This is a genomic window from Chryseobacterium urinae, assembly GCF_030518295.1.
In the GTDB taxonomy this organism is placed as follows: Bacteria; Bacteroidota; Bacteroidia; order Flavobacteriales; family Weeksellaceae; genus Chryseobacterium; species Chryseobacterium mucoviscidosis.
Genome location: NZ_JAULSJ010000001.1, coordinates 48077 through 74893, shown reverse-complemented (window position 1 = coordinate 74893; position 26817 = coordinate 48077). Strand labels below are relative to the sequence as shown.

Sequence of the window (26817 nt, the reverse complement as noted above, 5' to 3'; positions counted from 1 at the left end):
CATTCAATCAAGATAATTCTGCTCTGAAATAAAGAGACTTAAGATGAAACATGATAATTTTCATGCTCTTTTATTGTAAAGTGTAAAACTTTTCAAAGAATAATAATTATTTTTGCATATTAATTTTATTAATTCTAAATAAATTTAGTTTACACTTTGGCTCCCAGATGAAAAGAAAAATTGCAAGCGCTATACTGATATGTGGACTGACGTCTTTAAAAGCTCAGGATCTTAAGGCTGATAACGATTCCGTAAAAACCCAGATGATTACAGAAGTAATTGTAACATCCTCTTACGGAACAAAGAAGTTAAAGGAAGAGGTAGTGGGATCTATCGTGAGTTTAACCGAAAAAGATATTGTAACAACTCAGCCTTTTGAAAGCATTGATAAAATGATTATGGGACTTACGCCCGGGGTTCAGATTGTTAATAATACGGAATTGGGGAAAGCCGTAAACATCAATATCCGTGGTTTGGGAAGTATCATTTCATTGAACGGATTAACCGGTACATCAACACAGCCGCTGATTATTGTTGACGGAATTATCATCAGAGAAGATATGGCGTTTGATGCTTCGTATTTTAACGGAGGATCTATTGCTGAAATGAATATCAATCCTTTGGCAAGATTTAATTCAGATAATATTGAAAGCATCAATATCCTGAAAGATGCAGCTGCAGTAGCTTTGTATGGAGCAGAATCTGCTAATGGGGTGATTCTTATTACGACCAAGAAGGGAAAGAAGGGAAAGCCTTCCTATACATTCAGTACGCAATACGGAGTTTCCCAAAGCATCAATAAAATTAAATATCTCAACGGGCAGCAGTACGCCCAGGTGTTCAGCGATTACAATAAAAATAACAGTGCCAACGGAACAGGCAGCTACGTCTGGAACGGAACAGATGTAGACTGGTTCGAGGTAATGAATGGAAACGGAGATTTTTTCCGAACCAATTTTACGGCCAGTGGAGGAGGAAAATATTTTAATTATCGGGTAGGGCTGGATTATTCAAAAAACAATGAGTCTAAAATTCTCAATTCGCTGGAAAAAAAAGGAATTGACGCTTCTTTGGGATTTAACTACAAAAAGCTGAAGATAAATCTTTATGCTGCCTATAACAATTTTTTTAAGCAGCAGCCCAATACATATTTTAATTTTATACTGGCTCCGGACAGAGCGATATATCAGACAAACGGAGATTATGCACTTTCCGGAAATAACGGAGTTCCCAATCCTTTTGCTGCAGCCAATCAGAATATACTGAATGTTGATAATAATTCTCTGCTTTCCAGTCTTAATGTCAGTTACGATCTGGCAAAAGGGCTAAAAATAAGCAGTTTATTCGGAGTGGATATATCCAAAAAAAATAATGTCGACTGGAAATCAGGACTTAACCAAAGCGGAATTTCAAATAATAATTATGGGAGAAGCCGTTTGTATATTTCAGATGCTTTTAACTGGAACTGGAGTGCCCACATTTCTTATGAGAAAAACTTCGCAGGAAAAAATCATATTGACGGTATTGCAGGTTTTGAACTTAGAAAAAATAAAGACTCTAAAACAGCTCATATAGGAAGCAATTTTTCCGATTACTCCACTTATCAGGAACCTATGATCGGAAAGACATACACCTATAGTTCGCTAACGCGCCAAAATACGGGGAGAAGTACTTTCGGACAGCTTAACTATGATTATGATAAAAAATACTTTCTTTCTGCCAGTATCAGAAGGGATGAAAGCTCCACTTTTGGTCCGGATACCAATGCCTCTACCAATGGTGCAATAGGAACCTCATGGGTTTTATCGAATGAAAATTTTCTTAAGTCCAATAATATCATCAGCTTCCTGAGGCTGCGTGCATCTTGGGGAATCACAGGAAATTCGAGAATAGGAAGTTACCGCTCTTCAGGGCTTTATACAGTTTCTCAAAACGGATTTATTTACGATTACGATTATGCATATCCTGAATCTTCATCGCCTCCCAACAGGCTTCTTTCGTGGGAAAAAAATGAAAAATGGAATATGGGTCTGGACTTCAGTTTTTTCAAAAAGGTAGATTTTACCGTTGAGGTTTTCCGGAATAATCTTTCAGATATCATTGTTTCAAGAGAAGTTCCGCTGGAGACAGGATATTCTTCAGCAGAAATTAACGGTGCGGCAATGTATAACAAAGGGTTTGAAATTTCTATGCGCGGAAACTGGATCTCCAACAAAAATTTCAGATGGAATACTTCATTCAATATTTCAAAGGTTGAAAATAAAGTTACGGATATGCTGGGTTTGGAAGATAGCTTTTCCAGTGCATCACTAGCCAGAGCCCAAAAAATCGGAGCGTCAACATCGGCAATCTGGGGATATCAGTGGCTCGGAATAAATCCGGCAAACGGACAGGATATGTTTTTGGTAAACGGAGAAGTGAAAGATGCCAATCAGTTCACGCCGGATTCTTCTACTTATACAATCATTGGAAATTCTCAACCGGATTTTATCGGCGGTTTCAGTAATTCTTTAAGCTATAAAAGATTCACCCTGTCTTTTCTCGTTAATTTTGAAATAGGAGGAGATGTCTTGGTACAGGGGGAACTGATAGATAAATACAGTATTCTTTTCAACAGGAACATGAGTGTAAATGCACTTGATTATTGGAAAAATCCCGGAGATAATGCCCTGAATCATAAACCTACAAGCAAGGCAACTATTGCCAACAGCAGCAAATATATTTATGATAATACCTTTGTGAAACTTCAGAACATCAGCCTTAATTATCAGCTTCCTGTTAATGTCATTAAAAAAAGTTTTATAAAATCTGCAAGTATATTTATGGATTGTACCAATGTGCTGTACTGGTACAGACAAAAATCGCCGGAAGGAAGAAATGGCATCAGAGAGTTCAGATATTTATATCCGGAAATGAGAACATTCAGCTTTGGATTCAAAGTTAATTTTTAATTATCAGCATTATGAAAAAAACAATTTTTACCATTATATTTTTAATCAGTTTATCGTCATGCAGAGATTTTCTCTACAATGAACCGGTTGAGAGTGTTTCTATCAATGAACAGCTTGGAACAAAAAACGGAATGCTCGAATCTTTAAACGGAGCCTATTATCAGCTAAGATCCACCTATTTTCTGGAACCGGCTATTACTTACGGAGACCTGTTGTCCGGTAATTTTAAATTTTCTCCGGCTACATCCGGGAATATTTCAATAGATTCCCAAGTTTCCAATATATATCAGTTTGATGATCAGAAGACAGAAAGTGATCTAGCCTATTTCTACAGCAATATGTATCAGCTTATTAATAATGTGAATCTTATTCTGCAGTATGCAGACAATTTAACAGATGCAACCCTTTCTGAAATAAGCGAAATAAAAGCGGAAGCATTGGGACTGAGAGCTTTTGCGCATTTTCAGTTGTATAAATATTACGCTCAGAATTACAGCTACACAGCAGATGCCTCTCACCTCGGAATCGTTTACAACTTAAAACCGCTGAAAGTGGGAGTAGACTATCCGTCCAGAAAAACCGCAGCAGAAACATTTGTTCTGTTGGAAAATGACGTTGAGCAGGCTCTATCACTTTTTCAGTCCGAAAAAGCAATTCCGGCAGGATTAAAGAAAAACTTTCTCACCGCAAATGCGGTTAAACTGTTAGCTTCAGAAATTGCCCTTTGGAAAGGAGACTGGCAAAAAGCCATTAATTACAGTAATGATTTGATTACAAATTCTTCATACACTCTTACTCCAGGGAACGAAATGGCGGATAATTGGGCTGTGTCGGAATCTATCTTTGAACTTGCCAATGACAGTAATAATGATTTTCCTGCTTCACAGCTCTATAACTTTATAAGTTCCGGAAGCAAATCCAGCTATGTAGCTTCTCATGATGTTTACAACCTATTTTCTTCTTCAGATAAAAGAAAAACTCTTTTTGAAACCAAAAATCTTGCAACAAAGATTTCGGGAGTATCGGTATCTCTTCCTTACCACTTTACAAGAAAATATAAAATAAAAACCGGTAGTTTAATCTATCGTCTCACGCTGGCTTATTTTATTCGGGCAGAAGCAGCATTTCATGCAGGAAATAATACACAGGCACTTAATGATATCAATACCATAAGAAACAGGGCAGGACTCACAAGTCTTACCAATATCTCTCTCGATGCCATTCTCGAAGAAAAAAGAAAAGAATTTATTTTTGAGAATCAGTATTTCTTTGATCTGATGAGAAATCATAAAAATATTGTGAGAAATGATGGCTGTATATCCTTAAACTGTAATCCTGCCTATCCCAATAATAAATTTGTAGCTCCTATTCCTCAGGCAACAATAAGTGTTAATTCTGCTATGCAGCAGAATCCGGGATATTAAATAACCGTTTTTTTTTTTTAAGAGCCTTTCTCATATTCTGTTAGACGTTGAAACGGTTGTCCGAAATTTTTTATATCAGGAAAAAAAAGATGAACTTTACAGCGACTGTAAGAATCATGATGAAAACTTGTTTAAACTAATTTCAGAATTAACCGCAAAAGGGACAAAAGATAATTTTAAAGCGAATTTCCAGAATAATCAAAGCGCTCAAAAGAATAAAAATCAAAGATTTTTAAAAACTATTGTGAGCTTTTTCATTTATAATGATCAGCTTTAAATAAAAAAATAGTAGATCTTTTGTGACTTTTGAGGTTAAATAAAAGTTTAAGCTAAGCAGACTTTTAATAAAAATAAACAGAAGAAATATTTTAATTCATCAATTTTCAATGTTACTTTAAACGTTATTTATTCAGGAAAGAACTGCTTTTAAAATTAAAATTAAAAATCTAAAAAGATTTATATCATTAAAATTACCTACGCAAAATTAAACTGAAGGTGGAAACATCACCGTTTATAATCATTAATTTTGCTTAAAATTATCAGGAAAAAATGAAGAATGCATTGAGTTGGACGTTAATTGTATGTGTAAGTATTTTCTTACTTAATAATTGTAAAACTACAATACATAAAGATATTTCTCAGGATCAGTCGTTTATCAGCAAAATCAGAAAGCTGTATTCCTCCGGAGATCCTTCTTCGTGGCCGAAGCCCGAACTTAATGAATTGGCTGTTCCTCATTTTTCAGAAATCGGGCACCTTCCTGAAGTTAAGTTTCCTGAAAATAATCCCTATTCTAAAGAAAAAGTCCTCCTCGGAAAAACACTTTTTTATGATCCCAGACTTTCCGGTTCCAACCAGATTGCCTGTGCTTCCTGTCATGATCCGGAACTTGGATGGACGGATAACAAAACACAGTCTTTTGGCCATGACCGACAGTTGGGAACCAGAAACGCTATGACCATTATGAACATCGCATTTGCGAAATCATTATTCTGGGACGGAAGAGCTGAAAGCATAGAACAGCAGTCTCAGATGCCCATACAGGATCAGAAAGAAATGAATGAGCATATTGATATTGCAACAGATAAGATCGCAAAAATTAAAGGATATGAATCGCTTTTTGAAAGAGCATTCGGTACCAAAACCGTTACAAAAGAAAAGATTGCAATGGCAATAGCTACTTTTGAGAGAACATTAATAAGCCCTCAGACAAAATTTGATAAATTTATTGATGGTCAGTCAGACGCCTTTACAGATGACGAGGTTGCCGGAATGCATCTTTTCAGGACAAAAGGACAATGCATGAACTGTCATAATTCAGGATATTTTTCCAATAATCAGTTTGAGAATGACGGAACCGGTCTTCTGGGATCCAGACAGGAAGATTTGGGAAGATATAAAGTAACCGGTGATCCTTCGGATGCAGGGAAATTCAGAGTGCCTACTTTGCGGGAGATCACCAGAACAGGTCCCTGGATGCATAACGGAGCTTTTGGTACTTTAAGAGATGTATTGACATTTTACAATGGAGGAAATCCGGAGCCGCCTAAAAAAAGAGCAACTGTACACAATGGAGTACAGTTGGTTTCGAAAAAATCGGCGATGCTGAAACCTTTACATTTAACCGAGAAAGAAATAAGTCAGATAGAAGCATTTCTAGCTACCCTGAGTACAAGAACCCAAAGATTGGTTCCTCCCGGCTTACCCAAATAATTTAAACTGAATTTATAAATGTGAGCTTTTATAAATGATTTCCGGCAAGCTTTTTATCGTACAAAAATGTAAGTAAGTTTTTAATATTCAATATTTCAACCGCCTAAAATTTATTCTCCACTTCGGCAGCTTTCAGCATCAGATAATGCAGATCTGTATTCTTTACAAAAGGTTTCAGCAATTCGCTTCCGGGCCCGTACATTGCCAGTTCCACATAATCCCCACTGTGATCCATGCTGATCCATCCTACGCTGTTGTGTTTTTTCTGAATCTCGGAATATGCTTTATAAGGCAGTTTTTTATAATTGTACAATCCTTCCTCGTCTTTTTCCAGACCTTTGTAAAAATTAAGCAGATGATTCGCTTCTTCATCGGACACTGAAAAACGGTTGTTTGTAAATATCCAGTCTTTCACCTGCTGCAGATTAAAATCGGGACGAATAGTATTCAGCAGATATTCATTTGTAAACTGATAATTGGCAATGCTGTCGAAATTTTTTGTGGCATCTGCTCCGTAAATGGTTCCCGGATTGGCATTTCCGTGGTCTGTCGTTATGATAACCAGAGTGTTTCCGTCTTTTTCTGCAAAATCCATGACTGTTTTTATGGTTTCATCAAACGCAATCTGATCATGAATAAGCGCAGCCACATCATTGGCGTGAGCCGACCAGTCTACCTTTCCGCCTTCTATCTGTAAAACAAAACCCTCCTTATGATCTTTCAGATGATCGATGGCCGTTTTAGCCATTTCAGCAAGAGTCGGAGTAGTTTTTTGCAGCTCCGGCATATTTTTTCGGTCGATGGAATAGGGAAGAGCACCAGTGGTAAAAACACCCAGTATAGGTTTGTTCTTATCCGTATTTTGAAGATCCGATCGGTTTTTCAGGATTTGGAATCCTTTATTTTTATAGGAAGAATAGACATCTTTTTTATCTTTTCTTTTTTCAGCATTGAAAAACTCATCACCACCTCCCATCATTACATCAAAACCCAGTTCCGCATACATCTCGGCGATTTCAGGCTCCGCGCTTCTTTTGGCAGAATTGATGCAAAATCCGGCGGGAGTGGCATGGGTAATGGTAACAGTGGTTACGCATCCCGCTTTTTTACCTTTCTTTTTAAATTTTTGCCAGATCGGAAGATATTGTTCTCCGTTCACGCCTACATTCAGAGAACCGTTGTTTACACGGAATCCGCCCCCGAAAGAAGAACTTGCTGCAGCAGAATCGGTAACGATAGAACTTGCAGAAGCAGTATCCATCAAAGCTCTCGAAACTCTGTTTTCCAGATAAAGATGCATCCAGTTGCTTTCCCGTCCCAAAATATTTTTGGAATAGAGATTTGCCATGGAAAGTGTTCCGTTGCTCATTCCGTCGCTGATCATGAAGATAATATTCTTTGCTTTTTTTCCTTTGAAGCTGAGTTTTTCTTCAGAATTTTTTCCGAATAAATCGAATGGATTCAATGAGAATGCCCCTGTTAAAAGAGCAGAACCGCTCAGGAATTTCCGTCTGTTCATTGCTGGTATTTTGATGTTAATTTAAAGCTTATTTTTCTGATTTATATGAATTTAACGTTAACCTGTTTGATAAAAAGGAATCGTTAAATTTTTGTTTAAATAAAGTTCAGATAAATTTATAGTAGATGTTTCTTTTCGTTTTTAAAAATTTTCCTGTACAAGCTGAAGATTCAGCATACTTCCCGAAACACTTCCTGTATAAACGGAGTGAGCTATCGAGCGCATGGGCGAAGAATTATCTCCACACGCAAAAACACCGTCAACACTTGTTTTCTGAAAAGAATCGGTTTTAATATGTCCTGTCTCCGTATATTCGCAGTTCAGTTGTGCAGCAATATCCGAGTGCTGTTCAAAAGCCGGAGGTGCATAGAGTACGTTCATCGGAAGAGAAGTTCCGTCCGCAAAAATAATTTCAGAAAGATTCCCTTCCCGATGAACGATTTCCGTTACTTTTTCTTCCACAATAGAAATATTGTTTTTCTTTAAATCAAACATTTGCTCTTCCGGGAAATCAGCCTTTCCGTTCGTCAGTAACATCAGATCCTGCGAAAGATTTCTTACCAGCCCTGCAAGGTGAAATCCTTTTTCACCGTTTGCCATAATTGCCGTTTTCTGGTTCCTGAATTCGTAGCCGTGACAGTAAGGGCAATGAATTACAGAGATACCCCAACATTCTTTAAATCCTTTTATATCCGGAAAAAGATCCCGAATTCCTGTAGCAAAAATGATTTTTTTGGATGAAAATATTTCCGTTTCTGTTTTTATTTCAAACCCAAAATCTGTTTTTTTCGCTTCTGTTGCTTTTTGCTGAAGGAAGGTTACTGTTTCGTATTTCAGAACCTGTTCAAGGGCTGTTTTGGAAATTTCAGCAGGCTTTTTTCCGTCCTGTGTAATGAAATTATGCGAAAAAGGTGTCTGTGCATTGCAGGGATTTCCGCTGTCCAGAATCAGAACTTTTCTTAAAGACCTTCCTAAAGCCATTGCTGCAGATAATCCGGAGTAACTTCCGCCAATAATGATGGCATCGAAAGGCTGGTTTGATGAGTTTTTCATAATTAAATATTTTTAGGAAAAGGATCTTCAAATGATATATTCTGATCAAATATATACTTCTCATTGTCTTTCAGAAGACATCTTTCCAGATCCTTTATCATCTGTTCTCTGTTTAAATCCTGACCAATGAAGACCATTTCGTTCATCCGGTCTCCCCAGTCTTTGTCCCATTTATTTTCGATAAAATCTCTGTTTTCGGAGAAAGACTGATACATTTCCCGCTGACTCATCGGCATACTGCACCACCATACTCCTGCCTTCTCCATTCGGAAAGAGCCTCCTGCCTGAGAAAAATTAAGCGCATCGTCCGGTCTGGAAGCCAGCCAGAAGAGCCCTTTTGCACGCATAACACCTTCCGGATACTTTTTACCAAGATAATTCCAGAAGCGTTCCGGATGAAATGGTTTTTTGTTTCTGAAAACAAAAGAGCTCAATCCATATTCTTCCGTTTCCGGTGTATGATGTTCATTTTGAAGTTCTTTCTGCCATCCTGCAGAATTTTGAGCGGTTTCGAAGTCAAAAAGTCCTGTATTGAGAATTTCCTGAGGATTAATTTTTCCGAATTCGGAGTTAATAAATTTTGCATCCGGATTTAGTTTTTTAATGGCAGCTTTCAGAAAGTTCACTGTTTCTTCCGTTACGAGATCTGTTTTGTTAAGAACAATGATGTTGGCAAATTCTACCTGATCTATAAGAAGGTTTACAATGGTTCTGTTATCGCCCTCAATATCAGTAAGATTCCTGTCAGTCAATAATTCGCTGGAACCAAAATCTTTGAAGAAATGAAGACAGTCTACAACCGTTACCATTGTATCAATATAGCTGAATCGGGAAAGATCGATACCGCTTTCTTCGTCCACATAAGAGAAAGTCTGGGCAATCGGAACAGGTTCCGCAATTCCGGTTCCTTCAATCAGCAGATAATCGAAACGGTTTTCTTTTGCGAGACGTTCTACTTCAATAAGAAGGTCGTCACGAAGAGTGCAGCAAATGCATCCGTTGCTCATTTCCACAAGTTTTTCTTCGGTTCTGGATATTGTGTTTTCGTTTTTTATCAACTGTGCGTCAATGTTTACTTCGCTCATGTCATTTACAATCACTGCAACCTTCAGGTTTTCTTTATTGTGAAGAACGTGATTAAGAAGTGTGGTTTTTCCGGCACCCAAAAAGCCGCTTAAAACCGTTACAGGAATTCTTTTTTGCATGATATCTGAATGATTTTTTAATGTTTATGATTTTTGAAATTGATGAGGTGTGCAGTAATAAGTCCGGTTGCACCTGCATAAATCAGTTCGGAATGAATATGGAAAATAAAATCCAGACTGATTGAAATTGCGATGAGTGCAACAGAAGCCCAGAAAAGCAATTTCAGAGCTGTTGAGCGGATATTTCTGGTTATTTTTGAAACCACGATAATTCCGGCGAGCAGAAATGCCAAATCGATATAGGGATTATGGGAAATACCCAGCGGAACAACCATCAGCAAAGGGAAAATAATGCAGTGGATCAGGCAGAGAACCGCCGCAGAAATACCGATAAGATCTAAGATTTTTGTTTTCATTATTCTTATTGTAACTTTGTTGCAAAAGTAGGAATTAAAATTTATTATCGCAACTTTGTTGCATTAATTGTATGAAACAGACAAGAAGTACACAGGCAAAAACCGAGATTCTGAAGCTGATAACAGAATCTGATCATGCGTTATCACATGCAGATATTCAATTGAAACTGGGCGATTTGTGCAATCGCGTTACGATTTACAGAGTGTTGGAAAGACTGGAAGAAGAGGGCAGTGTTCACAGAATTGTAAACGTAGATGGTGTGGTAAATTTTGCGAAATGCAGAGGCTGTTCCGAGATACATCATCACAATCATCTGCATTTTAACTGCGAGAAATGCAAATCGGTTACCTGCATAGAGAATGTCGTTCCTGAAATTCGGCTTCCGGAGAATTTTATCATCAATCAGTATAACTTTCTGGTAAGCGGAATTTGTGAGGATTGCAGCAAAAAAGAGATGGAGAAAGGATTGTAGTTTTTTAATTTCAATTACAAAATCTGAGAACTTTCCTTAATACTGTTCATCACAAAAATACTTTTTGTCTGTCCGATTCCTTCAATTTCAGAAAGCTTGTTCACGAAAAATTCATGAAATTCATCCATATTCGGAGCGAGAATTTTCAGCATAAAATCAAAATCTCCGCTGATGTTGTAGAACTCAATCACTTCTTTCAGTTTTCCTACTTCCTCAATGAATTTTCCTGCGGTTTTTTTGTTATGAACATTCAGCGCGATCATGCAGATAACCATCATTCCCTTGTTCACTTTTTTACGGTCAACAACAGTAGTATATTCTTTAATGATTCCCAGTTTTTCCATTCGTTTGATTCTTTCGTGAGTGGGAGTGGGACTCAGGTTAATTCTTGCCGCAATATCTCGGACGCTTAATTTCGCATCTTTCTGTAAAATTCTGAGAATGGAAAGGTCTTTTTCGTCGGGTGTATAATTTTCTGTTGCCATCTGTTCTGTTTTTGAAGAATTAATTTCAAATATAAGACTATTTGTTCTTTTTTAAATTGAATTACATTAAATATGTTCTTAATTTTAGTTTAAATTTTTATATACGTTCTATTAAATTTAATTTTGCAGCATAATTGAACTATATGGAGAGAAAGAATTTGATTTTGATTTTAGCATCGGTAGGAACATTTGTGGAGGCTTTGGATATTGCCATTATCAATCTGACAATTCCTTCTATTCAACAACAATTCGGGATTGGTGCAGAAACCGTACAATGGCTTCAGACTTTATATGTATTATTTTTTGGCGGATTTCTGATTATCGGGGGAAAACTCTCCGATCAGCTCGGAAGAAAGAAAATTTTTCTTTTGGGATTATTCCTTTTTATGCTGACTTCTCTGGGAGCGGGTTTGTCTGAAAGTTTCGGTACTTTAGCTATTTTTCGTGCTTTACAGGGATTGGGAGCGGCTTTCATTATGCCTTCGGCAATGTCGATTGTGACGAATACTTTTAAAGAAGATCAGGAGAGAAACCGTGCGATTGGGATTTTCAGTTCTTTTGCTGCGATTGGTTCCGGAAGCGGACTTTCTTTGGGGGGAATCATCAGTACGTATCTGAGTTGGCATTGGGTTTTCTTAATCAATGTTCCGATTCTTTTCATCACGTTGATTTTTGCGTATCAGTATCTTCCGAAAGATGAGAAAGGGGTGTCCCAAAAAACAGATCTTCTGTCGGGAATTTTATTGGTTTTAGGTTTACTGAGCTTGACATATGGAACGCATGAACTGGTTCACATCAAAGAACAGACTTTATTGGTTGCAGGTTCGTTAATTTTGGCGGTTATTTTACTGACTTCTGTCGTTTTCCGTTTAAAATCTGTTGCTCAGCCTTTGATTGATTTAAAATTATTAAGACATTCATCACTGGTAGTTTCTAATCTGGCTTTTGTGGCTTTAGGAGCATTTTTCATCGGATTTTTGTTTTTAATATCGTTGATGTTGCAGAAAGATATGAATCACAGTGCGGCTTCGGCGGGACTGATGTTGGTTCCTTTCAGCATTATGTCGGCTTTGGTAGCTAAATTTATCCTTCCTCATGTTGCCAAAAGATTAAATTCTTCGCAGATGGGAATTTTGGGCTGGATTTTCATGTTAAGCGGAGCTTTGGCGTTATTGGTTTCCATTTATTTCGGGCATCCTTTGTCATTGGTCTTGTTCGGTGCAGCATGCATTTCCGGAATAGGAATGACGTTTTGTTTTACCGCTTTGTCTGTCTTGGGAATTCAGGATGTAAATCCTTCCTCTTACGGAGTGGCTTCGAGTCTCAGTTCGACAAGCTATTTTTTAGGCGCAGGAATCGGGTTGTCTTTTATGACGTTGATGAGTCAGGTTTTTCCTTCTGAACTTGCTGTTGGAAATTTAAGTCTGATTATTCTGATCGGCTATGCCGTTTTTGCACTGACAATGCTGTGCTATTTTATCTTTAAAAATATAAAAATCTCAGAATCTGAAATCGCTGTTTCGTAAACTGACCTACTTTAAACTAAATTATATAACTGAATGTTTACACTTTTTAAGTAACGGAAAATTAGTTTAGACATTCTTATTGAGAGAACCGCAAGAAATTGTCGGTTCTTTTTTTATTTTAGCACCATGAAAATACAAATCATCAGCGATCTGCATCAGGAATTTGGAATGTCGGAATTATCTTTTGATCATGCCGATGTCGTTGTTTTGGCGGGAGATGTTAATTTGGGAACGAAAGGAATTGAATGGATCAAAACAAAAATTCCCGATAAACCTGTGATTTATGTGTTGGGAAATCATGAATATTACAAAGGTTCTTATCCTAAAACGTTAAATAAAATAAAAGCTGCCGCAGAAAATTCCAATGTTTTTGTGCTGGAAGATGCTTTTGCAGACATCGACGGGATTCGTTTTCATGGTGCAACGTTGTGGACGGATTTTTCTGTTTTCGGGGATCCGAGATATTACGGATTTGTCTGTCAGCAAGGAATGAACGATTATAAGAAAATTAAAAGAGATCCTTCGTATTCAAAGATGAGGTCGATAGATATTTATAAAATTCATCAGTTTTCGAGATTATGGCTGAAAGAAAGTCTTGAAAATTCAAAGGGCATGAAGAATATTGTGGTTACTCATCATGCCCCAAGTTTACAGTCGAGCCCGGAACATTTTAAAAATGATCCGTTAACTTCCGCATACGTTTCCAATCTGGAGGATTTTATTCTGGAATATCAACCGCTGTATTGGATTCACGGGCATATTCACACGCCGAAAAGATACAAAATAGGGGAGACGGAGATTATCTGCAATCCGCATGGTTATATTTCGGAAAAGTATAATGGGTTTGAGAGGGAGCTGATTGTGGAGGTGTAGAATAGTTCAATAAAAAATTATATCTTTGATAGTATCAAATGATACTATCATATTTTGGAATCCTCATATAATTTTACAGATAAAACTTTTCATTATATAGATCAGATTTATGAAATAATTTTTAAGCATCATTATGATTACGAAAAATCCCAGTCAGATTTATCTGCTCTTTTAAAAATTGTTGAAAGCGAAGAGTTTGATAAAGACTTTTCATATTATCAGTTAATAGCGACACTGGAATATTTTATTTGTAAATCTACTGTAAAAAATGCGCCGTATGAAAGTTTACTTTCTAAAAATGAAAAGGTAGAAAAGTATTTTAAAACATCGTTTAAGCTTGATCAAAACAATCCACCTTTACAATATTTATATGGATTATATTTATATGAAATAGGTGATTTTAAAAATGCTGAATATGAATTCTCAAAAATCAACATCCGCTATTTTGAGGAGATGGAAGGTGATGACAGAATATTAAAAATTGAAGAATTAATTATCTGTTGTAAGATATTTTTAAGCGAGATTTACGAGTATAGCATTCTTGGTTTTATCCATGAAATAAAAAATTCTGAAGATGGATTTTATCCCGCTGATCTAATTGAAACTTTAAAGTTCAACGAAAAATATTTTACGAAAAAAATTCGCTTAGAACTTGATGGAATGTAAAAAGAGCCCTTACAAAAGGACTCTCCGTTTTAGAAATATATAAGTAAGATTACTTTAACGTAAACTTCACCTTCGTTTTTATGGCATCGGAAGAATTACCGATCTGTGCTTCAAAATCTCCCGGTTCTGCAACCCAGTCGTGTTTTTGGGGATCGAAGAAACTTAAAGCAGATTGATCAATGGTAAATGTTACTTCTTTTTCTTCTCCCGGATTCAGATATACTTTTTCAAAACCTTTTAATTCTTTAGCCGGTCTTTCAACAGACGATTTAAGGTCGGAAATATACAGTTGGGCAACTTCTGCTCCAGCTCTTTTCCCTGTATTTTTTACAGAAACCGTAAACGTGATTTTATCATCCTGAGACATCGTTATTTTATCAGCTTTGGCTTTTCCGAATTCGAAAGTGGTGTAGCTTAAACCATGTCCGAAACTGAACAAAGGTTTGATTTTTTTCGTATCATGCCATCTGTAGCCTACAAAAATTCCTTCGTTGTAGCTAATATTGATCGGGTTTTTCTGATCTTTTCCTTTATCCGCTGCCAATTCCGCTTTATTTCCGGGATATTCTCCCAACTGATGCGCAGAATTGTCTTCCAGTTTCACAGGGAAAGTGAAAGGCAGTTTTCCTGATGGATTGGCGTCACCTGCTAAAACCGAAGCAATAGAATTTCCTGCCTCAGAACCCAAATACCAAGCCTGAACTACAGTCGGAACTTCTTTAATCCACGGCATTGCCACCGCATTTCCGGAAACCAGAACAACCGCAAGGTTTTTATTCGCCTTTGCCAGTGCAGCAATTACATTATCCTGATTGTAAGGTAATCCATAGCTTTTTCTGTCGTTTCCTTCACTGTCCTGAAAATCTGCTTTGTTTAATCCTCCAACGAAAATAACGTAATCAGATTTTTTAGCCAGTTCCACAGCTTCGTTTAATAATTCGGCTTCAGAACGGTTGTCTTTTAAATCCTGTCCGGATTTTACCCCGTTGTATTCTCCGCCGATGTCTCCAACATAACCTCTCGCAAACTGAACATCCGACTGTTTCCCGAATCTCGCTTTAATTCCGTCTAAAGGAAGCGTTTCGTATTTCACTTTTAATGAAGAAGAACCACCGCCAACGGTCATGATTTTGATAGCATTTTCCCCGATTACAGCAATTTTTTTAGCTTTATTCAGATCAATCGGAAGAATATTTCCCTGATTTTTCAACAATACAATTCCTTCTTCCCCGATTTCTTTTGCAATAGCTTTATGCTCTTCAGAAGCAATATTTCCGAAAGGTTTGTTTCGGTTCATTGTTGTTTTATACGCAAGATTTAAAAGCCTTGAAACCTTATCGTCCAGTTCTTTCGTTCCTACTTTTCCGGATTTAATTAAATCTAAATAAGGCTTTGCCAGATAATAATTGTCGTAAGCATTTTTTGTCCCCGCAGAAAGTCCGTTTGTCCAGCTTCCGAACTCAAGATCCAGTCCGTTATGGATAGCCTGTTCGGTATTGTTAACAGCACCCCAGTCGGAAACCACGACCCCTTTATATTTCCATTCACCTTTTAAAATATCATTCAGAAGATATTGGTTCTGGCTTGCATACTGACCTTTGTACATATCATAAGCTCCCATAATCGTCCAAGAATCGCCTTCTGTTACAGCCGCTTTGAAAGCCGGAAGATAAATTTCGTATAAAGCTCTGTCGTCCACTTTTACATTGCTTGTATGACGGAACATTTCCTGATTGTTCAGGGCGAAATGCTTTACAGAAGTTGCCACACCGTTGGATTGTACTCCTTTGATGTAAGGAACCACCATTTTTGAAGTCAGATAAGGATCTTCACCCATATATTCGAAGTTTCTTCCGTTGAGTGGAGTTCTGTAAATATTAACACCCGGTCCCAGAAGAATATCTTTTTTTCGGTAACGGGCTTCTTCACCCAGTGCTTTACCGTAATTCCATGACATTTTTTTGTTCCATGTCGCGGAAAGTGCCGTTAAAGCAGGGTAGGCGATAATAGAGTCGTTTGTCCAGCCTGCCTGATTCCATTCATCCCACATCACTTCAGGGCGAACTCCGTGAGGACCGTCCGTCGTCCAGAATTCAGGAATTCCCAATCTCGGAACACCCGGTGAACTGAATTTTGACTGCGCATGAAGCATCGCCACTTTTTCTTCCAGAGTCATTCTGGAAAGGGCATCTTTTACCCGTAATTCCACAGGTTTGGATTCGTCTAAATAAACAGGAAGCGGTGTATTTTGAGCCATATAAGAAGCAGAAATAAATGTGAATAAACTTACAATGGCGGTTTTCTTAAACATAAAAAGCCTTTTTTGATTGGAAACAAAAATAGCAAAAAATTTTATTATCTCAAATTGAGAAAATATATTTTAAATAAATAATTTTTAATAACCCGTGATTTGAAAATAAAAAAGACATCATTTCAAAAAGCTGAAACAATGTCCAAATATATAATAATAGACTTTTTTAAAATGTCAATAGTGAATTGTCAATGGTGAATTGTCAATAATGAATTCTGCGGCATATGAAAGAATTCACCATTCACCAAATCAGTTCCAGCCTTTTACAGCACCGCCTTTGAAAATTTCTTCTGCCTTCTTCACAACTTCGTCAGACTCATAAGCTTTTACGAAATTTTTTACCTTTTCGGAGGTTTTGTTATCTTCTCTGGAAACAATTACATTTACATAAGGAGAATCTTTATCTTCTTTGAAAATTCCCTGTTTATCGGCATCCAGTCCCACCTGCGCAGCAAAATTATTGTTGATAATGGCAATCACCACTTCTTTATCATCCAACACTCTCGGCAATTGTGGTGCTTCAATTTCAAGGATATTTAACTGTTTAGGATTCGCGACAATATCCGTTAATTTGGGTAATAATCCGATGCCGTCTTTCAGTTTCAGCAAACCGTTTTTCTGTAAAAGAAGTAAGGAACGTCCGCCATTGGTAGGATCATTCGGAATTACAACTGTACTTCCGTTCTGAAGTTCATTTATGCTTTTAATTTTCTTTGAATACGCAACGATAGGGTAGACAAAAGTATTCCCGACAACCGCTAATTTATATCCTCTCTGTTTGGACTGTTCGGTTAAATAAGGAACGTGCTGAAAAGCATTGGCGTCAATATCACCGTTATTCAGAGCTTCATTGGGGATTACATAATCATTAAAGGAAACCAGCTCTACTTCAAGATTGTATTTTTCCTTCGCTACTTTTTTCGCCACTTCGGCAATTTCCTGTTCCGGCCCGGAAGTTATTCCTACTTTTATAAAGTTCGGATCTTCTTTTTTGGATGAATTACAGCCGGTAAATGCTAACAAACCCGCCACTAAAAAACTTAAAATCTTTATTTTTTTCATTGTAAATTATTTTCTTTTAAAAAAAGGGCGAAAAGCAAAAAGGTTAGATTTTTTAAATTCTTTAATAAATAAAATATGGCTTTTACTCCTTTTTGCTGATTTTCGCCCGATTGATGGCTGAAATTTTCAAACCACCACACTATTTCACATTCACACTTATCACATTATTTTCAAAATACTCTCACACACTCACACACACTCTCTCACACTCACACTCACTCTCTCAAACACTCAAACACTCACACCCTCCAACTCAAAAACCCTCCCACTCAAAAAAACTCAACGATGATCAAACCTCTTCGCCAATCGGTCTCCCGAAAACTGAATGATGAAAACAATCGCAACCAGCAATCCTAAAACAAGATTCATAATCACGGCATCATAACCGATGTAGCCGTACTGATAGCCGATCTGTCCCAATCCTCCGGCTCCGACAGCACCTCCCATCGCAGAATAGCCGACAAGCGTAATTAAGGTAATTGTTGCATTATTAATTAAGGAAGGAAGTGCTTCCGGCAACAGTATTTTTCTGATGATCTGAAACGGACTTGCTCCTAAAGCTCTTGCAGTTTCAATTAAACCATAAGGAACTTCCAGTAAGCTGTTTTCTACCAGTCTTGCAATAAAAGGAGCCGCTCCGATGCTTAAAGGAACCAAAGCTGCGTTTACCCCGATAGACGTTCCCACCAGACTTCTCGTGAAAGGAATCATCCACACAATTAAAATAATGAAAGGAATAGAACGGAAAATATTCACCAGAACAGATAAAACCCTGTTGTAGATTACATTTTCCAAAAGCTGTCCTTTCCGCGTTAAAAACAATAGAATCCCGACAGGCAAACCCAGAACAAATCCGAAAAACCCCGAAACAAACGTCATAAAAACCGTCTCCCAAATTCCCTTTGATAAAAGAGAAATCACCGTATCACTAAGCATATCCTCTTACCGTATTTTGAATTTTATTCTGATTGAAATAATAAATGGCCTGCTGATTTTTCTCCTCTTCACCCTGAAGCTGAAGCAATAGTTTTCCAAAATTGGAATCGCCTAAATATTCAACATCCGCTTTCAGCAGTTTGTATGGAATTTTATATTTATCATAAACAATGGAAAGCAGTTCTTCCACCGATATATTTTCATTAAGCTCTACTTCCACCAATGGAAATAATCCGTCTTGTGGCTCTTGCTGTAGTTTTTTATTCAGTTCCTGTGGTATTGTCATAACACTAGAGTTTAAAAATTGTTTGATGATAGGATTCTCTTTGTTCGAGACAATCTCGCTTAAAGTTCCTTTAATTAATAGTTGACCTTTGTCGATTACCGCAACATGGTTACAAACCGTTTTGATGACTTCCATTTCGTGCGTAATCAACAAAATCGTAATTCCAAGTCTCTGATTAATATCCCTCAACAATTGCAAAATCGATTGTGTGGTTGCAGGATCGAGCGCGCTCGTCGCTTCATCACAGAGCAGGAGATAAGGATCATTTGCTAAAGCCCTTGCAATGGCAACCCTCTGTTTTTGTCCTCCCGAAAGACTTTTAGGATAATCATGAGCTTTATCTTCCAGTCCTACGATTTTCAGCAGTTCATTTACTTTTTTATTAATTTCAGTTTTGCTGACATGATCCAGCTCTAACGGAAGCGCAATATTTTCAAAAACAGTTCTCGAAGAAAGCAGATTAAAATGCTGAAAAATCATCCCGATCTTTTTCCTTTCCTGTGCCAATTGTCTCGAATTTAATTTCGTAAAATCCCTTCCTTTAATCACAATTTCACCGCTGTCAGGTTTTTCAAGAAGATTCACCGTTCGGATTAAGGTACTTTTTCCCGCTCCCGAAAATCCGATGATTCCTACAATATCGCCCTGTTCAATCGTCAGACTTACATTATTCAGCGCCTTAAACGACTGTTTTTTCTGATGAAATGTTTTTGAAACATTCTTTATCTCTATCATTTTTTACTTAAATTTTATATTGGCTGATAAGGTCTTGCGTTTTTGTTCACGTGTCTTATCACTCTTCTTATTTTAACTTTAGACCGTTTGGAAAGCTTAAAATATTTAGTCATATTCGTTAAAAGAACTCCGACAAGAATAACAATCAATCCGTAAAACTGGTTGATGTTAATGGTCTGATTCGCAACGATCCAACCCGCAATTACAGTAACAATAGGATTGATGTAAGTATGCGTACTTACCAAAGCGGCAGGTTTTACAGACAAAAGCCAGATATACGAAAGATAAGCGATAATCGATCCGAATACAATAAGGAAAAACAATCCTAACCAGGCGTTTAACGGTACTTTTATGATTGAAAAGCCAGTCCATTCATTTCTGAAAAATGCAATAACCAATGAAGCGATACCGGCAGTAATAAGCTGTTGGGCAATATTCATAAAAGTTGACTGACCAGCCGGATTTTTTTTGGAGTAAAGTGATCCTAAAACCCACGCTACGGAACTTAAGCCCAGAACAACAAATGCAATTACCCTGATTGAAGCATCTGCCGTTTGTGTATGCGAACCGGAAGAACTTACACTTCCGTTGAGAAATAAAATAAGTCCTGCAAACCCGATCACCAAGCCCAAAGGAATAAACTTATCCGAGAAATAATAACTCCAGTTTTTCTTATCAATGGCAATAAACCAGAATGGTCCGGTTGCAATAGCGATGGCTGCTTCAGAAGCGGTTACATATTGTTCTCCCCACGCAACCAATCCCGTTCCTCCCGTAAGGATGAGAATTCCGGTGATGGCATTTTTTTTCCAGTTGATGGCAGAATTGGCTTTTTCACCTTTTAAGAGCAGATATCCGATCATTATTATTCCTGCGCCCAAAAATCTGAACCCCGAAAGAATAAAAGGCGGAAATCCGTTTAACCCGAAAGAAATGGCGAGGAAAGTAATTCCCCATATTACATAAATATTGGTGAAGGCTATAGGAATCAGCCATTTGTTTTTATTAGTATTCATGATATTTTTTAATGTTGTTTTTAAAATAAAAAAGGCTCTACAACGTGGTAAAGCCTTTAGAAATATGTCATATAAAAGTAAGGTTAACCACAACAGGAATGAAGCATAGGCATACAGCAATACATCATCATAAAATGATTGATATGTTTTCTTACGCTGCTGTTCTTGAATTCTGCTTTCATTGTATTATTATATCCTGATTACGGTTGCAAATATAAAACATATTTTCCTATTAGTCCACTAAAAAAGTAGACTTTTTAGAAAATAAATTGATCTCTTGTTTTTAATGTTTTGATTTTTAATGATTTAATTTTTGAAAATGCTATCAATTAACCATTAATTTCGCTCAAAAAAGCCAAATAATAGCTTTCAACTTCCTGTTGATGTTCCGAAAATCAAGCCTTCGCTGCGTGTAGCCCCTTCGCGGACGAAAAATTTACAGCAATACAGAAAGGAAATTAATGCTCATCACGTTAAAAAAATAATTCCCGGCTTATTTCAGTTTAATCAAAATATAACCGATTTATTATCATACATCATGATCCGGCAAATTCAGGCTGCCTAATTTTACATCATTATTAAAAATCAAAATCATGGAAAGAACAGAAGTTGTTTTAGGAAATGTAAGAGGGGAGATTCAGCTTTTCTCAGACGATAAAAAAGCAGGAAAAATGGACATCTCCGTCATTAAAGATAAACTAACGGTGTATCATACAGAAGTAAACGAAGAATTTGAAGGCAGAGGATTTGCAAAGATCCTGCTGGAAAAACTGGTGTCCTACGCAAGAGAAAATCATCTCAAAATTGTTCCGCTGTGTCCTTACGTTCACGCCCAGTTCAAACGCCGTCCCGACGAATACAGCGATGTATGGTTTAAAGAAGAACTGTAAAATTTTAAAATTGTAAACCATTAACTTTTAATTGAATCAAAATGAAAGCACTGAACTTTTTGGTAATCGGAAAAAATGACGAAATTCTTGCAACCTTACAAAGAATTATCGAAAAAAATGATGGATGGAAGGCTGAAATTCTGAGTGATGAAAGCAAGAGTCAGGATTTTATCAAAAATAATCCCGTCGATATTGTTTTGCTGAGTTCCGGTCTGGAAGAACAGTTCGAAAAACAGATCAGTGTTTTTTGCAGAAATTTTGATGAAAATATAAAAGTAATAGAACATTACGGTGGCGGAAGCGGATTGCTGTTCAACGAGGTGGAGAACAGTTTTGCAGCAGTAAAAAAGCCTGAAAACAGAGTAGTGCACCGCGCAGATTCAAGAGGAGTAACCAACGAACAGTGGCTGGTCAGTAAAAAGACCTTCAGCTTCGGAGAATTTTATGACCCCGAAAAAATGCAGTTCGGCGCCTTAAGAGTGCTGAATGATGATACCGTTGAAGCCGGAAAAGGCTTTGGAACGCATCCCCACGACAATATGGAAATCATCAGCATTGCACTGGAAGGAACCCTGATCCATCATGACAATCTGGGAAACCATAACGAAATAAAAGGCGGCGAAATTCAGGTCATGAGCGCCGGAACAGGATTAATGCACAGCGAATTCAGTAAAGATGAAGGCGATTTGGTTAAATTTCTGCAAATCTGGGTCTATCCCAATAAAAGAAATGTCACGCCGAGATACGACCAGATGAAACTCGACAGAACGAAAAGCCAAAACAGATTTCAGCAGATCCTGTCACCCGATCCTCAAGACGATGGAATATGGATTCATCAGGAAGCATGGTTTCATCTCGGAGATTTTGAAAATACGGCTGAAACCCAATATCAGATAAAGAAAAAAGGAAACGGCGTCTACGTTTTCATCATTAAAGGAAGCGCAGAAATTGAAGGACAGCAACTGGAAGAAAGAGACGGCTTCGGAATTTGGGATATTTCCGAATTAAACATAAAATCCACATCGGAAAACACAGAGATTCTTCTCATGGAAGTTCCGATGGAAGTGTAGTGATATGGTGTGAATTGTTTTGAAGCTCTCTTTTTTAAGGGAGCTTTTTTAATTTTCGGGAAAGTTTCTTGCAGGGGTGCAAGAAGGTTTCCCGCCTTCCGGAAAGTTTGTCGCAGGGGTGCAGGAAACTTTCGAGGTTCCCGGAAAGTCTCTTGCAGGGGTGAAACATACTTTCCCGGTTACCCAAAAAGCCGTTACAGGACTGTTTTGAATTTCTTCAGATAAATTTGTCTTTTAACTCTGAATTCTTTTCCGCCACATTTGTCATCGTGTAAGGATCTAAGCGAAGTATTAGAAATTATAAAAAAATAAACAAAGAAAAACAGATGCTAAAACATACGCTTCATCACAGATGAAATCTGCATAACTTTGCTTCCTCAAAATAATCACCATCATAAAAAAAACTTTGCGTTTGAAAACGCCCAGCTTTCCGCCACATCTGTCATCCTGTAAGGATCTAAGCAAAATATTAGAAATACTGAAAAAATAAAATTTAAAATTCCAAAGCAAAGACAATGTAAAATTGTTCTATAAAAATAAACAAAGAAAAACGGATACTAAACACACGCTTCAACACAGATGAAATCTGCATAACTTTGCTTCCTCAAAATAATCACCATCATAAAAAAACTTTGCGTTTGAAAATGCCCAGCTTTCCGCCACATCTGTCATCGTGAAAAGATCTAAGCGAAGTAGTAGAAATTCACACAAAATATTCGAGTATAGATTCCTCCGGAATGACAATCGATGACGTATCTATTTTCAAAATTTAAGTAATACCCTTCATTTTAAAAGTTCAGAGAAGCTTATTTTCAACCAACAATCCGCAAATTAGCAAAATCCAAAAAAATTCCCGATTTTTGCCCTCTCCAAAAAATTCCGAGACATTCATGAAACTTTGTATTGCCGAAAAACCCAGTGTTGCCAGAGATATCGCCAAAGTATTGGGCGCCACCACGCCGAAACAGGGCTATATGGAAGGAAACGGCTATTGTGTGACATGGACTTTCGGGCATCTTTGCACCCTCAAAGAACCCCACGATTACGGCCCGCAGTACAAATCCTGGAATCTGTTTCTGCTGCCCATTATTCCCAATAATTTCGGGATCAAATTAATTCCCAACAAAGGCGTAGAAAATCAATTTAAAGTTATTGAAAGATTAGTTGAAGAATGTGATGAGGTCATCAATTGCGGGGATGCCGGTCAGGAAGGAGAACTGATCCAGAGATGGGTTTTACAGAAAGCAAAATGCAACAAGCCTATTCAGCGTTTGTGGATTTCATCCCTTACCGAAGAAGCGATTAAAGAAGGTTTTGCCAATCTAAAACCTGCCGAAGATTACAAAAATCTCTATCTCGCAGGAAACGCAAGAGCGATCGGAGACTGGTTGCTGGGAATTAATGCAACAAGACTTTTCACCAAAAAATTTGGCGGAAATAAAGCCGTTCTTTCCATCGGAAGAGTACAGACTCCCACTTTGGCAATGCTCGTTCAGCGTCAGAAAGAAATTGATGCTTTTAACACTCAAGAATATTGGGAACTGAAAACGAAATACCGCGAAGTTATTTTTAACGCCGCCATCGACCGTCTCAAAACATTGGAACGCGCAGAAAAAGGTCTGGAATATTTAAAACAGAATCCTTTCGAAATCGTATCCTTTGAAATTAAAGAAGGAAAAGAGAAAAATCCAAGACTGTTCGATTTAACGGCACTTCAGGTGGAAGCCAACAAAAAATACGGCTATTCTGCGGAGAATACGCTTAATTATATTCAGAGTCTTTACGAGAAAAAGCACGTTACGTATCCGCGTGTGGATACAACGTACTTGTCTGAAAGTTTATATCCGAAAATAGAAGGAATTCTGAAGAAAATGTATTTCTATCAGGAGCTTATCGCCCCTTTACTGGAAGCTCCGATTCCCAAATCGAAAGCGGTTTTTGATGATACCAAAGTAACAGATCATCACGCGATCATTCCAACGGAAGTTCCGCCTTCCCAGAATTTAAGCAGGGAAGAAAAGTTAGTTTATGATCTGGTTGCGAAACGTTTCATTGCCGTATTTTATCCCGAGTGTAAAATTTCCAATACTTTAGTAGAAGGAAAAGTAGGAACCATTCCTTTCAAAACCAGCGGAAGACAGGTTCTGGAACCGGGATGGAGAGCCGTTTATGCCAAAGAACCGAAAGAAGAACCCAACGATAAAGAAAAAGAAAAGGAAGAAGAACAGACCATTCCCGAATTTACCGTAGGAGAAACCGGACCGCATGATCCGATGATTCATCAGGGAAAAACAACGCCGCCAAAACCTTACACGGAAGCAACTTTGCTGAGAGCTATGGAAACCGCAGGAAAACAGGTGGAAGATGATGAACTGCGCGAACTCCTGAAAAACAATGGCATCGGAAGACCTTCAACCCGCGCCAATATTATCGAAACCCTTTTCAAGCGGAAATATATTGAGAAGAAAAGAAAAAATCTCATCGCCACCCAAACCGGAATTCAACTGATTGACACCATTGAAGATGAATTGCTGAAAAGTCCCGAATTAACCGGAGAATGGGAACTGAAACTCCGAAAAATTGAAAAAGGCGAATATGAAGCCAATCATTTTAAGGAAGAGCTCATCCAGATGGTGACGGAGCTTACCAAAAAAGTAGTCGACGGAAAAGGGAAAGTGATTTCTTTGGAAGAAGAAAAAGTGGAGGAGGTAAAAGAAAAGAAAAAACGCGAACCTGCCGTTAAAAAAGAACTTCAGTCGTGGGAAGAAACCAAATGCCCGAAATGCAAAGAACATCATTTGATGAAAGGAAAAACCGCTGTCGGATGTTCCGATTTTAAAAACTGCGGCTTTAAAGTTTCCTTTGAGATCTTCGGAAAAAAATTGTCGGACAAACAGCTAATGGATTTGGTCTTAAAAGGAAAAACCTCAAAATTAAAAGGCTTTACCACCCATCCTGAAAGTGTGGCAGAAGGTATTTTGTCGATGGATGAGCAATTTCAGATTGTTTTAAACTAAAGATTAAACACAAATACCACAAATATTTTCACGATTACCACAACGAAACATCAATAGGAGCGGACTTTAGTCCGCTTTCAAATTTTACCCAAAACAACGGCTTCAGCCAAAACTTACTAATTCTTAACCTCTCAAATATTCTTAATGGTTAAAATATTTGTGCCATTTGTGTTTAAACACAAACTTCGATTTTTAATCATTCAAATAACAGCAACATAACATTTGCGAAATTTGTGAACAAATTATTTGTGCAATTCGTGTTTAAACATAAAATTTGTGAAATCTATTCGTGCCATTTGTGTTTAAATGAAAAGCAAACATAATATTTTCGCATTTGTAAAAAAAATTGTGCAACTTGTGTTCAAATTATAAACCAAAAAATGACACCCCATAAAAAACAGCTCATCACCGACAGTTTCAACCGCTCCGAGACATTAAAATTCTACAAAGCCGAACTTCTGGAAGTGGAAACCGACTTCATTTCCATGAAAATCCCGAAAATGGAACTCATGACAAGAAAAGCGGGAATGTTCAACGGAGCCATGATTGCTTCTTTGGTGGATGTTTCTTCAGGTTATGCGGCAGTAAGTCATTACGAAGAAGACTGTTATGTCGTAACCGTTGAATTGAAAGTCAATTATTTAAGACCAGCCATCGGAGACGCTTTAGTTTCAAAATCCTACGTAATAAAAGGAGGTTCAAAGATCAGTGTGATCCGCACTGAAATTTATGTGGTTGATGAAGACGGAGCTTCCGAAAGCCACGTTGCAACATCCTTGGTCACGATGATGAAGATCAAATAATTTTTCAAACAAGTGGAATAGCTTTTGCACAGGAACACGCATCAACAACATTAAAAAAATCATACTATGAACTTAATTATTCGACTTTTGTTAACGGCCATTGTTGCTTATCTTTTAACATGGATTTTACCTGGAGTACACTTTACAGGATTTGGCGGAGCGATCATTTTTGCCATCGTTTTAGGGCTTTTGAATTTAATTGTAAAACCTGTTCTTAATATTTTGGGATTGCCTTTAACGATTATTACATTGGGGCTGTTTACCTTAGTAATCAATGCAATTATTATCCTGATCGCGGATTATTTTATAGACAGCATGATGGTAGACGGATTTTTATGGGCGCTTATTTTCAGCATCCTGCTTTCCATCGTCAGCTCACTGGCAAACTCAATGTTTTCGGACGGAGATTAGTTTAAAATTCAAAATGACATAAAAATCGCCTGTTAA

General features: G+C 37.5%; 23 protein-coding genes. 13 read left to right on the top strand and 10 right to left on the bottom strand.

All coding sequences use genetic code 11. The annotated features are described in order from the left end of the window. Positions 1–167 precede the first annotated feature (167 nt). From QWT87_RS00310 to QWT87_RS00300, 3 genes are all read left to right on the top strand, one after another. Positions 168–2951 carry a SusC/RagA family TonB-linked outer membrane protein gene (locus tag QWT87_RS00310; protein WP_302712548.1) on the top strand — a complete coding sequence of 928 codons (2784 nt, stop codon included), beginning with the start codon at positions 168–170 and terminating at the stop codon, positions 2949–2951. 11 nt (positions 2952–2962) lie between these two features. Continuing rightward, complete coding sequence (locus tag QWT87_RS00305) at positions 2963–4375, top strand: RagB/SusD family nutrient uptake outer membrane protein (RefSeq protein WP_302712546.1); 1413 nt, start codon at positions 2963–2965, stop codon at positions 4373–4375. Between the two features lie 549 nt (positions 4376–4924). Then, the gene (locus QWT87_RS00300) at positions 4925–6088 is read left to right on the top strand and encodes a cytochrome-c peroxidase (RefSeq protein WP_302712544.1); all 1164 of its coding nucleotides are present in this window, start codon (positions 4925–4927) and stop codon (positions 6086–6088) included. A 103-nt stretch (positions 6089–6191) separates the two neighbouring features. Here the strand turns inward: QWT87_RS00300 and QWT87_RS00295 are convergent, their stop codons facing one another. The 4 genes from QWT87_RS00295 to QWT87_RS00280 form a co-directional block, all read right to left on the bottom strand. Then, entirely contained in the window at positions 6192–7607 is a 1416-nt protein-coding gene (locus tag QWT87_RS00295) for an alkaline phosphatase (RefSeq protein WP_302712542.1), read from the bottom strand. A gap of 141 nt (positions 7608–7748) precedes the next feature. Next, positions 7749–8660: an NAD(P)/FAD-dependent oxidoreductase gene (locus QWT87_RS00290; RefSeq protein WP_302712540.1), complete on the bottom strand. Its 912-nt coding sequence runs from the start codon at positions 8658–8660 to the stop codon at positions 7749–7751. Between the two features lie 2 nt (positions 8661–8662). Continuing rightward, on the bottom strand, positions 8663–9865 hold the full coding sequence (locus tag QWT87_RS00285) for a GTP-binding protein (RefSeq protein WP_302712538.1): 1203 nt from the start codon (positions 9863–9865) through the stop codon (positions 8663–8665). 17 nt (positions 9866–9882) lie between these two features. Beyond that, positions 9883–10221, bottom strand: coding sequence for a MerC domain-containing protein (locus QWT87_RS00280; protein WP_087708092.1), 339 nt, complete (start codon positions 10219–10221; stop codon positions 9883–9885). A gap of 71 nt (positions 10222–10292) precedes the next feature. Between QWT87_RS00280 and QWT87_RS00275 the strand changes: the two genes are divergently transcribed. Then, the gene (locus QWT87_RS00275; RefSeq protein ID WP_185205275.1) at positions 10293–10694 is read left to right on the top strand and encodes a Fur family transcriptional regulator; all 402 of its coding nucleotides are present in this window, start codon (positions 10293–10295) and stop codon (positions 10692–10694) included. A gap of 14 nt (positions 10695–10708) precedes the next feature. Here QWT87_RS00275 and QWT87_RS00270 read toward each other — a convergent pair whose 3' ends face one another. Beyond that, complete coding sequence (locus QWT87_RS00270) at positions 10709–11179, bottom strand: Lrp/AsnC family transcriptional regulator (protein WP_087708094.1); 471 nt, start codon at positions 11177–11179, stop codon at positions 10709–10711. A gap of 143 nt (positions 11180–11322) precedes the next feature. Between QWT87_RS00270 and QWT87_RS00265 the strand changes: the two genes are divergently transcribed. The 3 genes from QWT87_RS00265 to QWT87_RS00255 all read left to right on the top strand — a co-directional run bounded on the left by QWT87_RS00265 (position 11323) and on the right by QWT87_RS00255 (position 14244). Then, positions 11323–12705, top strand: a complete 1383-nt coding sequence (locus QWT87_RS00265) for an MFS transporter (protein WP_302712533.1) — start codon at positions 11323–11325, stop codon at positions 12703–12705. Positions 12706–12831: 126 nt separating this feature from the next. Next, complete coding sequence (locus tag QWT87_RS00260; protein ID WP_302712531.1) at positions 12832–13578, top strand: metallophosphoesterase; 747 nt, start codon at positions 12832–12834, stop codon at positions 13576–13578. Between the two features lie 54 nt (positions 13579–13632). Further along, entirely contained in the window at positions 13633–14244 is a 612-nt protein-coding gene (locus tag QWT87_RS00255) for a hypothetical protein (RefSeq protein ID WP_302712529.1), read from the top strand. A gap of 49 nt (positions 14245–14293) precedes the next feature. Here the strand turns inward: QWT87_RS00255 and QWT87_RS00250 are convergent, their stop codons facing one another. The 5 genes from QWT87_RS00250 to QWT87_RS00230 form a co-directional block, all read right to left on the bottom strand. Then, positions 14294–16555: a glycoside hydrolase family 3 C-terminal domain-containing protein gene (locus QWT87_RS00250; RefSeq protein WP_302712527.1), complete on the bottom strand. Its 2262-nt coding sequence runs from the start codon at positions 16553–16555 to the stop codon at positions 14294–14296. A 249-nt stretch (positions 16556–16804) separates the two neighbouring features. Continuing rightward, the gene (metQ, locus tag QWT87_RS00245; RefSeq protein WP_302712525.1) at positions 16805–17617 is read right to left on the bottom strand and encodes a methionine ABC transporter substrate-binding lipoprotein MetQ; all 813 of its coding nucleotides are present in this window, start codon (positions 17615–17617) and stop codon (positions 16805–16807) included. A 279-nt stretch (positions 17618–17896) separates the two neighbouring features. Beyond that, positions 17897–18553, bottom strand: a complete 657-nt coding sequence (gene metI / locus QWT87_RS00240; protein WP_302712523.1) for a methionine ABC transporter permease MetI — start codon at positions 18551–18553, stop codon at positions 17897–17899. Beyond that, complete coding sequence (locus tag QWT87_RS00235; RefSeq protein ID WP_302712521.1) at positions 18546–19574, bottom strand: methionine ABC transporter ATP-binding protein; 1029 nt, start codon at positions 19572–19574, stop codon at positions 18546–18548. The genes metI and QWT87_RS00235 overlap by 8 nt, the downstream gene beginning before the upstream one ends. 14 nt (positions 19575–19588) lie before the next feature. Next, positions 19589–20590: an EamA family transporter gene (locus QWT87_RS00230; RefSeq protein WP_302712519.1), complete on the bottom strand. Its 1002-nt coding sequence runs from the start codon at positions 20588–20590 to the stop codon at positions 19589–19591. A 593-nt stretch (positions 20591–21183) separates the two neighbouring features. Here QWT87_RS00230 and QWT87_RS00225 point away from each other — a divergent pair. The 6 genes from QWT87_RS00225 to QWT87_RS00200 all read left to right on the top strand — a co-directional run bounded on the left by QWT87_RS00225 (position 21184) and on the right by QWT87_RS00200 (position 26781). Further along, complete coding sequence (locus QWT87_RS00225) at positions 21184–21480, top strand: GNAT family N-acetyltransferase (protein WP_076394942.1); 297 nt, start codon at positions 21184–21186, stop codon at positions 21478–21480. Between the two features lie 41 nt (positions 21481–21521). Beyond that, positions 21522–22550: a pirin family protein gene (locus QWT87_RS00220; RefSeq protein WP_337250565.1), complete on the top strand. Its 1029-nt coding sequence runs from the start codon at positions 21522–21524 to the stop codon at positions 22548–22550. A 76-nt stretch (positions 22551–22626) separates the two neighbouring features. Further along, positions 22627–22761: a hypothetical protein gene (locus QWT87_RS00215; RefSeq protein WP_302712515.1), complete on the top strand. Its 135-nt coding sequence runs from the start codon at positions 22627–22629 to the stop codon at positions 22759–22761. A gap of 679 nt (positions 22762–23440) precedes the next feature. Then, positions 23441–25567 (top strand): type IA DNA topoisomerase, encoded by a 2127-nt coding sequence (locus tag QWT87_RS00210; protein WP_302712513.1) that lies wholly within the window; start codon positions 23441–23443, stop codon positions 25565–25567. A 380-nt stretch (positions 25568–25947) separates the two neighbouring features. Continuing rightward, entirely contained in the window at positions 25948–26370 is a 423-nt protein-coding gene (locus QWT87_RS00205; RefSeq protein WP_302712511.1) for a PaaI family thioesterase, read from the top strand. Positions 26371–26436: 66 nt separating this feature from the next. Continuing rightward, entirely contained in the window at positions 26437–26781 is a 345-nt protein-coding gene (locus tag QWT87_RS00200; RefSeq protein ID WP_302712509.1) for a phage holin family protein, read from the top strand. Positions 26782–26817 lie beyond the last annotated feature (36 nt).

What these genes read in the sequence shown, in the direction of transcription:
- QWT87_RS00310 (WP_302712548.1), top strand. Translation starts at nt 168, where the DNA reads ATGAAAAGAAAAATTGCAAGCGCTATACTGATATGTGGACTGACGTCT.
- QWT87_RS00305 (WP_302712546.1), top strand. Translation starts at nt 2,963, where the DNA reads ATGAAAAAAACAATTTTTACCATTATATTTTTAATCAGTTTATCGTCA.
- QWT87_RS00300 (WP_302712544.1), top strand. Translation starts at nt 4,925, where the DNA reads ATGAAGAATGCATTGAGTTGGACGTTAATTGTATGTGTAAGTATTTTC.
- QWT87_RS00295 (WP_302712542.1), bottom strand. Translation starts at nt 7,607, where the DNA reads ATGAACAGACGGAAATTCCTGAGCGGTTCTGCTCTTTTAACAGGGGCA.
- QWT87_RS00290 (WP_302712540.1), bottom strand. Translation starts at nt 8,660, where the DNA reads ATGAAAAACTCATCAAACCAGCCTTTCGATGCCATCATTATTGGCGGA.
- QWT87_RS00285 (WP_302712538.1), bottom strand. Translation starts at nt 9,865, where the DNA reads ATGCAAAAAAGAATTCCTGTAACGGTTTTAAGCGGCTTTTTGGGTGCC.
- QWT87_RS00280 (WP_087708092.1), bottom strand. Translation starts at nt 10,221, where the DNA reads ATGAAAACAAAAATCTTAGATCTTATCGGTATTTCTGCGGCGGTTCTC.
- QWT87_RS00275 (WP_185205275.1), top strand. Translation starts at nt 10,293, where the DNA reads ATGAAACAGACAAGAAGTACACAGGCAAAAACCGAGATTCTGAAGCTG.
- QWT87_RS00270 (WP_087708094.1), bottom strand. Translation starts at nt 11,179, where the DNA reads ATGGCAACAGAAAATTATACACCCGACGAAAAAGACCTTTCCATTCTC.
- QWT87_RS00265 (WP_302712533.1), top strand. Translation starts at nt 11,323, where the DNA reads ATGGAGAGAAAGAATTTGATTTTGATTTTAGCATCGGTAGGAACATTT.
- QWT87_RS00260 (WP_302712531.1), top strand. Translation starts at nt 12,832, where the DNA reads ATGAAAATACAAATCATCAGCGATCTGCATCAGGAATTTGGAATGTCG.
- QWT87_RS00250 (WP_302712527.1), bottom strand. Translation starts at nt 16,555, where the DNA reads ATGTTTAAGAAAACCGCCATTGTAAGTTTATTCACATTTATTTCTGCT.
- metQ (WP_302712525.1), bottom strand. Translation starts at nt 17,617, where the DNA reads ATGAAAAAAATAAAGATTTTAAGTTTTTTAGTGGCGGGTTTGTTAGCA.
- metI (WP_302712523.1), bottom strand. Translation starts at nt 18,553, where the DNA reads ATGCTTAGTGATACGGTGATTTCTCTTTTATCAAAGGGAATTTGGGAG.
- QWT87_RS00235 (WP_302712521.1), bottom strand. Translation starts at nt 19,574, where the DNA reads ATGATAGAGATAAAGAATGTTTCAAAAACATTTCATCAGAAAAAACAG.
- QWT87_RS00230 (WP_302712519.1), bottom strand. Translation starts at nt 20,590, where the DNA reads ATGAATACTAATAAAAACAAATGGCTGATTCCTATAGCCTTCACCAAT.
- QWT87_RS00225 (WP_076394942.1), top strand. Translation starts at nt 21,184, where the DNA reads ATGGAAAGAACAGAAGTTGTTTTAGGAAATGTAAGAGGGGAGATTCAG.
- QWT87_RS00220 (WP_337250565.1), top strand. Translation starts at nt 21,522, where the DNA reads ATGAAAGCACTGAACTTTTTGGTAATCGGAAAAAATGACGAAATTCTT.
- QWT87_RS00210 (WP_302712513.1), top strand. Translation starts at nt 23,441, where the DNA reads ATGAAACTTTGTATTGCCGAAAAACCCAGTGTTGCCAGAGATATCGCC.
- QWT87_RS00205 (WP_302712511.1), top strand. Translation starts at nt 25,948, where the DNA reads ATGACACCCCATAAAAAACAGCTCATCACCGACAGTTTCAACCGCTCC.
- QWT87_RS00200 (WP_302712509.1), top strand. Translation starts at nt 26,437, where the DNA reads ATGAACTTAATTATTCGACTTTTGTTAACGGCCATTGTTGCTTATCTT.